Annotated in this window: 3 protein-coding genes; 1 reads left to right on the top strand and 2 read right to left on the bottom strand. The window is 60.4% G+C overall.

The genetic code is table 11. The annotated features are described in order from the left end of the window. Window positions 1-50: 50 nt before the first annotated feature. Window positions 51-1,409 (bottom strand): TolC family outer membrane protein, encoded by a 1,359-nt coding sequence (locus tag GBC55_RS03955; protein ID WP_162436863.1) that lies wholly within the window; start codon window positions 1,407-1,409, stop codon window positions 51-53. A gap of 600 nt (window positions 1,410-2,009) precedes the next feature. Between GBC55_RS03955 and GBC55_RS03950 the strand changes: the two genes are divergently transcribed. After that, window positions 2,010-10,673, top strand: coding sequence for a retention module-containing protein (locus GBC55_RS03950; RefSeq protein ID WP_247266855.1), 8,664 nt, complete (start codon window positions 2,010-2,012; stop codon window positions 10,671-10,673). A gap of 193 nt (window positions 10,674-10,866) precedes the next feature. Here the strand turns inward: GBC55_RS03950 and lapD are convergent, their stop codons facing one another. Further along, window positions 10,867-12,807: a cyclic di-GMP receptor LapD gene (lapD, locus tag GBC55_RS03945; RefSeq protein ID WP_162436860.1), complete on the bottom strand. Its 1,941-nt coding sequence runs from the start codon at window positions 12,805-12,807 to the stop codon at window positions 10,867-10,869. Window positions 12,808-12,818: the final 11 nt, after the last annotated feature.

The following is a 12,818-nucleotide window of genomic DNA, read 5'->3' as shown; positions in this document are numbered from 1 at the left end:
TTTCAGAATCACATCAAAAGATCGTCCGAACACGGCCCGAGCCTGTGGGGTTATCTCAGTTCAGGCAAACGAGCTTCGCTTTTCACTTCAGACTGGGCGACCGCATCGGCAGGCAACACCACACGCTGCTTGCTCAACAACTGACCCATGTTCGCCAGCACGCGGTACATCGAGTATTCCTCGGTGTAGCGCACTTCGGTGTAGCGGCGGTTGGCGTTGTAGAGTTCGTTTTCACTGTCGAGCAGGTCGAGCAGGGTCCGCTGGCCGAGGCCGAACTGATCCTGGTAGGCCATACGTACACGCTTGGTCGTCTCGGCGTATTCGCGGGCGGTCGGCGTTTGCTTCTTCGCGTTGAGCATGGCGTTCCACGCCAGGTGGATGTTCTCGTTGAGCTGGCGCAGGGCGTTGTTGCGGATGTCCATGGCCTGGTTGATCTGGTGCGCATTGGACTGCAGGCGGGCCTTGTCGCTGCCGCCGCGGAACAGGTTGTAGTTCATCACCACACCGACGCGCCACTCGTTATCGTGACCTTCGTCGCCTTGCACGTTGTTGTTCGCGCCCACCGCTGCTTCGGCGTCGAAGCGTGGAAAGAACGGCGACTTGGAAACTTCGTACTGGCTTTCGGCGGATTGCACGTCGGCTTGGGCAGATTTCAGGTAAGGGTTGTTATCCACCATGCTCTGCTGGGCTTCAGTCAAGGTGGCAGGCAATTCGCCGCGCGTCGATGGCAGAGTTTCCAGCTCATCCGGCAGGCGCCCTACAACGCTGAAGAAATTCGATTCGGCATCGGCCAGATCCACTTCCGCGGTGTCGAGGTTGTTTTGCGCCAGTGCCCGACGAGCGGTGGACTGGTCGGAGTCGGCGGTGCTGCCAATACCGCGCTCGGTCCGCAGACCGATCTGGTCGTTGACCCGAAGGTGAGCTTGCAGGTTGTTTTTGGCCAGGGTCACCAGTTCGCGACGCTTGAGCACTTCGAGGTAGACCTCGATGGTGCGCAGTGCCAGGTCCTGGGCGGTGCCTTGCGCGTAATAGGCACGGGAGTTGACCACGCCTTTGGTGCGCTCGACTTCGTTGGCCGTGTTGAAACCATCGAACAGCATCTGCCGCAGACGCAGCTCGGATTGGGTGTAGGTCAGGATCTTGGTGTTGTGATTGCCCAGCGAACGTGTGTTGGTGTTATCGCTGTACCCGCGCCCGTATGCGGCGTTCAGGTCAACCGATGGATAAAAGCCCCCTTTGGCGACTTTGACTTCTTCGTCCGCGGACAGGCGCGAGTCCACGCGTGAAGCCAGTTCCGGGTGTGTGGCAATAGTGCTCTGAATCGCCTCGGTTAACGACATGGCGTTAGCCTGAGATGTGCAGGCCATTGCCAGCAGGATCGCGCTGCAGAGGGGGGTTAAAACGCGCATGGATGAATCTCCCTGAGTCCTAATGATGCTTATCAGTCGCCAAATATTTGACGGCATTTATAGTGAAAACCGTTTCAAGCTTGTAACAACACAGCTAAGAACATTCTAGCGCATAGCTAAGAAATATTTCTCATAAGCCTTATGCCAAAAAAAACTTATGCGCTCCGAAAAATCCAGCACATTGTTCTCTCGTGGAACCCTTGTATTACGAGCCCTAGGGAGCTTGCAAGGGCAAAATTTAAGTTCCATCCATTTATCGATAAGGGACGAAGAGGTGCTAGAGGGGAGGGAGGCGGGGCAGTTGAGGGGGTGACATTTTTTTGTCACTTTGCTGATTCAGGACTGTTACGCATCGCTCGGAGGTGATCATTTCTGCCAAACGGGATCCCAAAGTCGTTGATTACATTGGGTTTGTCCGATTCCGGCGCAGGTCATCGATGAGCGACAGGTTTGGCGAGAGTGTCGCCAGGGCAGCGGATTACGTAACGTAAATCAAGCTGTCCGGCAGGTGTTTTCGCAAAGCGGCTCGCTTCAGACATGGGCACTTTCTTCGCAAAAAAATTTGGTTGCCGGCACTGGTTGGCAGCAGAGGAGATGCACATGGCTACGCTCATCGGTACCGTCTCGAAGGTCATTGGTCAGGTGTTCGCGGTCGCGGGTGATGGCACCCGACGCGCACTGGTTGAAGGTGATCGGCTGTTTGCCGGCGATCAACTGGTCACCGGCGCGGAAGGGGCGGTGGCGGTGCATTTGAAAAACGGCCAGGAATTGACTCTGGGGCGTGACAGCAGCCTGCAGATGACCTCCCAGCTGCTCGCCAATCAGGTGCCCCATGTGGATTCGCCTGAGATCGTTACGCCAAGCGAAGCGCAGCTGACCGATGTTGAACAACTGCAAAAAGCCATTGCGGCCGGCGAAGACCCGACCCAGACCGGTGAAGCCACTGCGGCTGGACCGTCTGGTGCTAATGGGTCCGGTGCGCTGGGCGGTGGTCACAGTTTTGTGCTGCTGGAAGAAGTGGCCGGTCGAGTCGATCCGACCATCGGTTTCCCGACAGCGGGCTTCAATGGCATTCCGGAGTTTCCGCTGGAGCGTCATTTCGCCGATCTCAATGACAACGTCAACGACGACGCACCTCCCGTCATCGTCCCGCCGCCACCCGTGAACAATCCTGTCACCCTCGGCGGTCTCAATTCGACCGGTGGCGAACTGACCCTCAATGAAGCCAATCTGCCTGACGGCTCGGCCAGCAACCCGGCGGCGCTGACCCAGAATGGCACCTTCACCGTGAACGCTGCCGACGGCCTGCTGAACCTCAGCATTGGCGGCATCAGCGTGTTAAGCGGCGGCGTGGCTTCAGGCTTTCCGCAATCGATCACGACCCAGTTGGGCAACACCCTGACCATCAACGGTTACAACCCGGCAACGGGCGTGGTCAGTTACAGCTACACCCTCAATGGCAACGACACCCATTCGGCCGGCGATGGCGCCAACAATCTCAGCGAACAATTCACCGTGGTCGCCAGCGACACCAATGGCGATACCGCCACCGGCACCCTGGACATCAACATCACCGACGATGCGCCCAAGGCGGTCGATGACAGCAACGCCAACACAGCGTCGGAAACCCTGGTGACCCTGACCGGCAGCGTGCTGCCCAACGACACCCAGGGCGCCGACCGTATTCCAACCGGACCCAACAGCGGGCCAGTGATCGGTGGCACCTTCACCGGCATGTACGGCACCCTCGTGCTCAATCCGAACGGCACCTACACCTACACGCTGAACACCGATGACGCGGACTTCAAGGCGCTGCACGGCGGCGGCAGCGGGACGGAAAATTTCGTCTACACCCTGACCGACTCGGACGGCGATACCAGCACGGCGACGCTGGTGCTGAACATTCACAACAACGACGACCCGGTGACGATTGGCGGGCTAGGCGTGTTCGGTGGCGAGGTCACCGTCTACGAAAAAAACCTCGGCGACGGCAGTGCACCGGACTCCACCGCGCTGACTCAAAGCGGCACCTTCACCATCACCGCCCTTGATGGCGTACAGACCCTGAGCATTGGCGGCATCAATGTGGTGGTCGGCGGCGTGAGCGCAGGCTTCCCGCAATCGGTGGTCACGCCGTTGGGCAGCACGCTGACCGTGACCGGTTTCGATCCCGCCACCGGCGTGGTCAGCTACAGCTACACCCTGGCCGATAACGAATCCCATCCGAATGCTAACGGCACCAACAATCTGCCTGAGCAATTTGCCGTCACTGTGGTTGACGACAACGGCACCACGGCCAATGGCACGCTCGACGTCAACATCGTCGATGACGTGCCCAAAGCGGTGGATGACAGCAACGCCGGCACTGCATCCGAAACCTTGCTGAGCCTGAACGGCAACGTGCTGACCAACGACGTGCAAGGCGCCGACCGTGTCGTCACCGGCGAGAATGCCGGCCCGATCACCCCCGGCACCTTCACCGGTGTTTACGGCACCCTGGTGCTCAATGCCAACGGCACTTACACCTACACCCTGAACATCAGCGATGCCGATTTCAAAGCCCTGCACGGCGGTGGCGACGGCACGGAAACCTTCGCCTATACCATCACCGATTCGGATGGCGATACCAGCACCGCGAACCTCGTTTTGCAGATCCATAACAACGACGACCCGGTGACCATCGACGGCCTCAGCGTCAACGGCGGCGAGTTGACCGTCTACGAAAAAAACCTCGGCGACGGCAGTGCACCGGACGCCAATGCGTTAACGCAAAGCGGCACCTTCACCATCACCGCCCTTGATGGCGTACAGACCCTGAGCATTGGCGGCATCAATGTGGTGGTCGGCGGCGTGAGCGCAGGCTTCCCGCAATCGGTGGTCACGCCGTTGGGCAGCACGCTGACCGTGACCGGTTTCGATCCCGCCACCGGCGTGGTCAGCTACAGCTACACCCTGGCCGACAACGAAACCCATCCGAACGCCAATGGCACCAACAATCTGCCTGAGCAATTTGCCGTCACCGTGGTGGACGACAACGGCACCACGGCCAATGGCACGCTCGACGTCAACATCGTCGATGACGTGCCCAAAGCGGTGGATGACAGCAACGCCGGCACCGCATCGGAAACCTTGCTGAGCCTGAACGGCAACGTGCTGACCAACGACGTACAAGGCGCCGACCGTGTCGTCACCGGCGAGAATGCCGGCCCGATCACCCCCGGCACCTTCACCGGTGTTTACGGCACCCTGGTGCTCAATGCCAACGGCACTTACACCTACACCCTGAACATCAGCGATGCCGATTTCAAAGCCCTGCACGGCGGTGGCGACGGCACGGAAACCTTCGCCTATACCATCACCGATTCGGATGGCGATACCAGCACCGCGAACCTCGTTCTGCAGATCCATAACAACGACGATCCGGTGACCATCGACGGCCTCAGCGTCAACGGCGGTGAGCTGACCGTCTACGAGAAAAACCTCGGCGACGGCAGTGCACCGGACTCCACCGCGCTGACTCAAAGCGGCACCTTCACCATCACCGCCCTTGATGGCGTACAGACCCTGAGCATTGGTGGCATCAACGTGGTGGTCGGCGGCGTGAGCGCAGGCTTCCCGCAATCGGTGGTCACGCCGTTGGGCAGCACGCTGACCGTGACCGGTTTCGATCCCGCCACCGGCGTGGTCAGCTACAGCTACACCCTGGCCGACAACGAAACCCATCCGAACGCCAATGGCACCAACAATCTGCCTGAGCAGTTTGCCGTCACCGTGGTCGACGACAACGGCACCACGGCTAATGGCACGCTCGACGTCAACATCGTCGATGACGTGCCCAAAGGAGTGGACGACAGCAACGCCGGCACCGCATCCGAAACCTTGCTGAGCCTCAGCGGCAACGTGCTGACCAACGACGTACAAGGCGCCGACCGTGTCGTCACCGGCGAGAATGCCGGCCCAATCACCCCCGGCACCTTCACCGGCGTTTACGGCACCCTGGTGCTCAATGCCAACGGCACTTATACCTACACCCTGAACATCAGCGATGCCGATTTCAAAGCCCTGCACGGCGGTGGCGACGGGACGGAAACCTTCGCCTACACGATCACTGACTCGGACGGCGATACCAGCACCGCGAACCTCGTTCTGCAGATCCATAACAACGACGATCCGGTGACCATCGGCGGTTTGAACGTGAACGGTGGCGAACTCACCGTCTACGAGAAAAACCTCGACTGGGGAACCAGCCCTGACACGCCTGCATTGACCCAGACCGGCACTTTTACCGTGACCGCGCTCGACGGTCTGCAAACCCTGACCGTGGGCGGTTATGCAGTGATGAACGGTGGCGTGGTCTCCGGTTTGCCGCACACCATCGTTACTCCGCTGGGCAGCTACCTGACCATCACCGGTTTTGATCAGGTCACCGGCGTGGTCAGCTACAGCTACACCTTGGTGGGCAGCGAAACCCATCCCAATGCGGACGGTGCGAACAGCATCAGCGAAAACTTCCAGGTGGTGGCGACCGACTCCGACGGCAGTTCTGCTTCGGGCGAGATCAACGTCAACATCGTCGATGACCTGCCAAGCGCGAAGCCGGATTCGGCCCATGTCGATGAAGGCGGAACGGTCAGCGGTAATGTGCTCGACAACGACATCGGTGGCTCCGACGGTCCGGCGGCCAGTGGTGCCGTGGTGGGCGTGCGCGCCGGTAGCGATACGTCGACTTCGGCCAGTGGCGGGCTCAACACCAATATCAACGGCGCCTACGGCTACCTGACCCTCGATGCCAATGGCAACGCGACCTATCACAGCAACCCGAACTCGGTCGGCACGCCAGGTGCGACCGACGTGTTCACCTACACCGTGCGCGACGCTGACGGCGATGAAAGCACCACCACCATCACCATCGATGTCTGCAACAGCAAAATCCTCGCGGCGTCGGACACCGATGTGACGGTCTTCGAAAAAGCCCTGGACCTGACCAAGGATGGCAATGACCTGGCGGCGGGTACTGTCGCCGGCAGCGAGCCTGGCAACACCGGTGAAACCGCTTCCGGAACACTGGTCGGTTCGGTCACCGGTGCCGTTGGTGCGATCACCTACGCATTGGTGGGCAGTGCGACCGGCAACTATGGCCAGATTCAGCTCAACGCCGACGGTACCTACACCTACACCCTGACTTCGCCGGCGAGCACGACACCTCACGCCAACGATGGCGCGAATACCCTGACTGAAAGCTTCACCTACCTCGCGACGGATTCGCTGGGCAACACCACTTCCAGCACCATCGTGGTGAGCATCGTCGATGACGTGCCAAAAGCAGTGGACGACACGAACGCGAAGACTGCTTCGGAATCCCTGGTGACCCTCGACGGCAACGTGCTGACCAACGACGTGCAAGGCGCCGACCGGGTCGTGACCGGCGACAATGCAGGCCCGGTTACACCCGGCACCTTCAACGGTGTTTACGGCAGCCTGGTGCTCAATGCCAACGGCACTTACACCTACACCCTGAACACCAGCGACGCTGATTTCAAAGGCCTGAAGGGCGGTGGTAACGGGACGGAAACCTTCACCTACACCCTCACCGATTCGGACGGCGATACCAGCACCGCGAACCTCGTTCTGCAGATCCATAACAACGACGATCCGGTGGTCATCGGCGGTTTGAACGTCAATGGGGGCGAAGTCACTGTCTACGAGAAAAACCTCGGTTGGGGCACCAGCCCTGACACGCCAGCATTGACCCAGACCGGCACCTTCACCGTGACCGCGCTCGACGGTCTGCAAACCCTGACCGTGGGCGGTTATGCGGTGATGAACGGTGGCGTGGTCTCCGGTTTGCCGCACACCATCGTTACTCCGCTGGGCAGCTACCTGACCATCACCGGTTTTGATCAGGTCACCGGCGTGGTCAGCTACAGCTACACCTTGGTGGGCAGCGAAACCCATCCCAATGCGGACGGTGCGAACAGCATCAGCGAAAACTTCCAGGTGGTGGCGACCGACTCCGACGGCAGCTCTGCTTCGGGCGAGATCAACGTCAACATCGTCGATGACCTGCCGAGCGCGAAGCCGGATTCGGCCCATGTCAATGAAGGCGGCACGGTCAGCGGCAATGTGCTCGACAACGACATTGGAGGCTCCGACGGTCCGGCGGTCGGTGGTGCGGTGGTGGGCGTGCGCGCTGGCGGCAACACCTCGACCTCGGTCAGTGGCGGGCTTAATACCAACATCAACGGCAACTACGGTTACCTGACCCTGGACGCCAATGGCAACGCGACCTATCACAGCAATCCGAACTCGGTCGGCACGCCGGGTGCCACCGACGTGTTCACTTACACCGTGCGCGACGCTGACGGCGATGAAAGCACCACCACCATCACGATCGATGTCTGCAATAGCAAACTGCTCGCGGCGTCGGACACCGATGTGACGGTCTTCGAAAAAGCCCTGGACCTGACCAAGGATGGCAATGACCTGGCGGCGGGTACCGTGATCGGCAGTGAGCCGGGCAATACTGGCGAAACCTCTGCGGGAACACTGGTTGGCTCGGTCACCGGAGCGTCCGGCGCAGTCACCTACACCTTGGTCAGCAATGCCACCGGCACCTACGGGCAGATGCTCCTCAACGCCGACGGCACGTACACCTACACGCTGACCTCGGCACCAAAAACCTCGCCGAACGCGAACGACGGTGCGAACACCCTGAGCGAAAGCTTCACCTACAAAGCCACCGATGCCCTGGGCAACAGCACCACCAGCACGATTGTGGTGAACATCGTCGATGACGTGCCCAAGGCGGCCGCCTCGGAACGCGCGGTGGCTGCCGTTGAAATCGATTCCAACCTGCTGTTGGTGATCGACGTGTCCGGCAGTATGGCTGACGCCTCGGGTGTACCGGGCCTGTCACGTCTGGCCCTGGCCAAGCAGGCAATCAGTGCCTTGCTCGACAAGTACGATGACCTGGGCGACGTGAAGGTGCAGATCGTGACCTTCAGCAGCAATGCCACCGACAAGACCTCGATCTGGGTCGACGTGGCCACCGCCAAATCGATAATTTCCGGCCTGACGGCGGGCGGTGGCACTAACTACGATGCCGCTGTGGCCACCATGAAGCAGGCGTTCGACACCGCCGGCAAACTGACCGGTGCGCAAAACATCGGTTACTTCTTCTCGGATGGTAAACCCAACGAAGGCGACATCAGCGCCTCCGACGAAGCCTCGCTGAAAGCCTTCCTCGACGCCAACGGCATCAAGAACTACGCCATTGGCCTGGGCAGCGGCGTCAGCAACGCCTACCTGGACCCGGTGGCCTATGACGGCAGCACCCACACCAACACCAACGCGGTGGTGGTGACCGACCTCAACCAACTCAACTCGGTACTCTCGGGTACCGTGCAGGGCGCGCCGGTCACTGGCACGTTGCTGGAGGGCGGGACGTTCGGTGCCGATGGCGGTTTCATCAAGACCATCGTGGTCGATGGCACCACCTACACCTATGACCCGAAGGACCTGGGGAACCAGGGGTCGCTGAAATTCACCGGCGGGGCCAACCACGGTACGTTCAACACCGTGGACAATTCGCTGAGCATTGCCACCAACAACGGCGGCACGCTGGTTATCAAACTCGACACGGGCGAATACAGCTACACCTCGCAAAAAGCCACTTCGGTGGTGATCACCGAAAACATCGGCTTCACCGTCAGTGACAACGATGGCGATCTGGCCAGTTCGACCCTGGTGGTCAAAGTCGTTCCGAACGCGGCACCAGTGGCGGTGGATGACCACATCATCACCAACGTTCTGTCCAGCAGCGTTGTGGTACCGGGCGAATTGCTGCTGGCCAACGACACTGATCCTGAGGGCGATCCGCTGACTGCCACGCCGACCACGTTCAACACAGGTTGGGCGGCGAAGGGCGCGGATTTTGTCGGGACAGGCGCGAAAGGCTTCTCCGGAACCGGCAACACCGCGGCAAACCAGAACCTGGCGGACGTGCGCGCTCTATTCGCAGCCAACACGGCAGCGATGACGGCGGTACTGGTCGTCAGCGGATACCTGGGCGGTGTCACCACGGCCAACGCGAATGATGAAGACCTCATCACCGTGAAACTGAAAGAGGGCGAAACCCTTAATCTGGACCACAACCTGGCGGCCGGTCGCATCACCCTGGAGTACTCGCTCAATGGCGGCCCGTTCGTGTCCATCGCCGATGGCGGGACCATTACCGCAGCGGCTGACGGCACCTATCAGATCCATGTCACCAACATCAATAACGGCAGTGGCAGCAACCCCACGGGGGCGGAAAATTACCAGCTGAAAATGACCGTCAACTACGCCGGGGCTCACGACATCACTCCGGATGCACACGGCAGTTACACCGCCAACGACAGCCATGGCGGCAGCGACGGGGCGAATGTGACCATCAGCTATCAGGACGGCCACACCCTCACCGGTACGGCGGGCGATGACGTGTTGGTGGCCGGCACAGGCAACAACATCCTCAATGCCGGCGACGGCAACGACGTGCTGACTGCGGGCAGTGGCAACAATGAGCTGCACGGTGGCGCCGGCAATGACTTGTTGTTCAGCGGAACCGGCAATGACCTGCTGGACGGCGGCGCCGGCATCGACACCGTGAGCTACGCCCACGCCACCAGCGGCGTTACGGTGGACCTGAGCTTGCTGACAGCGCAAACCACCGGCGGCGCCGGCACCGACACCTTGACCGGGCTCGAGAACCTGACCGGCTCCAACTTCAATGACAACCTGACCGGGGACAACAACAGCAACGTCATCAACGGCGGTTTGGGCGATGACATCCTCAACGGCGGTGGCGGCGATGACTTCCTGATCGGTGGCCTGGGCAACAACACCCTGACGGGCGGTGCCGGTGCGGACACCTTCCAGTGGCTCAAAGGCAATTCCGGGCACGACCTGGTCACCGATTTCACCCCCGGCACTGACAAGCTCGACCTGTCGCAATTGCTGCAGGGTGAAAACGGCACCACCGCTTCGCTGGATGATTACCTGCACTTCAAAGTTGTTGGCAGCGGCGCTTCGGTGCTGACCAGCATCGACGTCAGCGCCATGGCCGGCGCCACGCCGAACCAGACGATCGATCTGGCGGGCGTCAACCTGGCAAGCCATTACGGCGTCACGCCGGGGGCCGGTGGTGTGGTGGCCGGGGGGCATGACACGGCGACGATCATCAACGGCATGTTGAATGACCATTCGCTGAAGGTGGATACCGTCTGATCCATGGCCTGAAACGACAAAACCCGCCATTCCTGTAAACAGGGAATGGCGGGTTTTGTTTGTCTGGGGTTTCAGTATTGCGCTTCAGCCTTTATCGCGAGCAGGCTCACTCCTACAAAGGGTACTGGTTCACGAACCCTTGTAGGAGTGAGCCTGCTCGCGATGAACGATGACGCGGTTTCCAAACGAACACTCACATCGGCTCTGGCGGCCCGATCAACCGCCCCATCACCCCGAACACCCCCAGCTCCTTGATCGTTTCAAACTCGCCGCGCGTCTCCACTCGCTCCGCAATCAACGGCAGATCGATGCTGTTGGTCGCGCGAAAAATGGCATCGATGAACAGTCGCTTGTCACTCTGCTCATCGATCCCGCGAATGTAGGCTCCATCAATTTTGAGGTACGCCAGGCCCAATTGAGTGAGGTTGCCGATCTGGCTGAAGCTGCCACCGAAATGCTGCAGGCCGATTCGATAGCCGGTGTTCAGCAGGCTGTGACTCAAGCCTTGCAGTTCAAGCGGAGGCGGCAGTTGGCGTTCGTCGATTTCCAGGGTCAGCAACGGTGCCAGCTCAGGCAGCGATTCGAGCATGTCGAGGATTTTTTGCAGTTGCACAGGGTCGCGCAGGGTGCTGCCGGACAGGCTCAATGCCAATGGCCAGCGGTTGACTATGAGGTAGTCGAGGGTCGCCTCAAGCATCGCAAGGTCCATCCGCGCCGACCAGCCGAGACGCTCGATCCACGGCAGGAAATGCCCCGCGGCGATGGCCACGCCCTGCGGATCGAGCAGACGGGCCAGCACCTTGTGGTGCAACACCTGACTGGTGTCGGCGCATTGCACGACAGGCTGGAAATACAGCTGCATGTGGCCGTGGGTCAATGCGTCATCGATCCAGGTTCGCCAGTCGTGTTGGGACTGGTTGGGTGCGGTCGTGTCATTGGTCAGGTGTGTCCACGGCCGCTCGGGGCGCTGCCGGGCCTCGGTCAGGGCTTGATCGAGGCGCAGCAAGACATCGCCGGGCGATTCTCCCGGGTGGTAGGCGACGATGCCCAGGTGCGCCACGGGCATGCAGTCGCTGGCACCAGTCAGGCGCAGGTTTTCGAGGGTGGCGCTGATTTCACTCGCCACGCGTGCAGCGTCTGCGTTGTCCATGCCGGGTATCAGCAGGCTGAACTCCCCCCCGCGATTGCGTGCTGCCAGCCACGTGCTGCGTTCCGGTTGTTGCGTCAATCGCTTGAGCAGTTCGGCCACACTGCTGATCAACTCATCGGTGCGCTGACCGCCCAGGCGTTGATTCAGCCCCGCCAGGTCGTTGATCTGCAGCATCAGTAAATGGCCGTCGCTGCTTTGTTCGGAGATCAGCAGATGGTTCGCCAGGTGTTCATCCAGCAAGCGTCGATTGGCGAGGCCCGTCAGGCTGTCCTGATAGGACTCGGCCCGCAGTTTTTCGCTGCGCGCCGCCTCTTCGGCAAACAGTGCCTTGAGCTTTTCGACCATTTGGTTCATGGCCAGTACCACGCGCTTCAACTCTGGCGTGCGCGGCAATTTAGGCAAGCTCAGAAACTCGCGTTTGCTGATGGCTTCTGCCTGTTTAACCATCTTGTCCAGCGGTCGCAGCTGTCGACGCAGTAACCAGCCGCCGAACACCGCGCTGAGCAGCCCGCAAATCAATAACCAGATCAGGCTGCCAAGGGTGCTGTCCCAGAGTTTGGCCAGGGCGAACTGCGGGTTGCTCAACACTTCAACCCGCGCCGCCTGTTCCCAGCCGCGCATGATCAGCGCTTCGCCCGCCTGGGGGCGCAAGTCGACCAGGCTGATGAACCAGCCGGGAACGTCTTCGGCATAGGCACGTACGTTGCGTTCCACCAGTACCTGCTCATCGGCAATGCTGATGACCCGAATGCTGTTGAAGTAGCCGCTGTCGAAAATCGAGCTGACCATCAGTTCGACCATGGCCGGGTCATCGATTTGCGCTGTCAACGACAGTCCCAACGCAGTGGCCGCGTCCTGGGCGTGGGAGCGCAACTGCCCGAGCATCTGGTCGCGGGAGCTTTCCAGGCTGACAAAAAAACTGCCGCTGAATGCCACCAGCAGGAACAGGCAGATGGCGAGAAACAATTGTTTGCGCAGTGACATGAAACGCTCCT

It is taken from the genome of Pseudomonas sp. TNT3 (assembly GCF_010095445.2).
Classification (GTDB): Bacteria; Pseudomonadota; Gammaproteobacteria; order Pseudomonadales; family Pseudomonadaceae; genus Aquipseudomonas.
The sequence above is the reverse complement of the archived record's forward strand: the minus strand, read 5'-3'. Positions and strand labels throughout refer to the sequence as shown.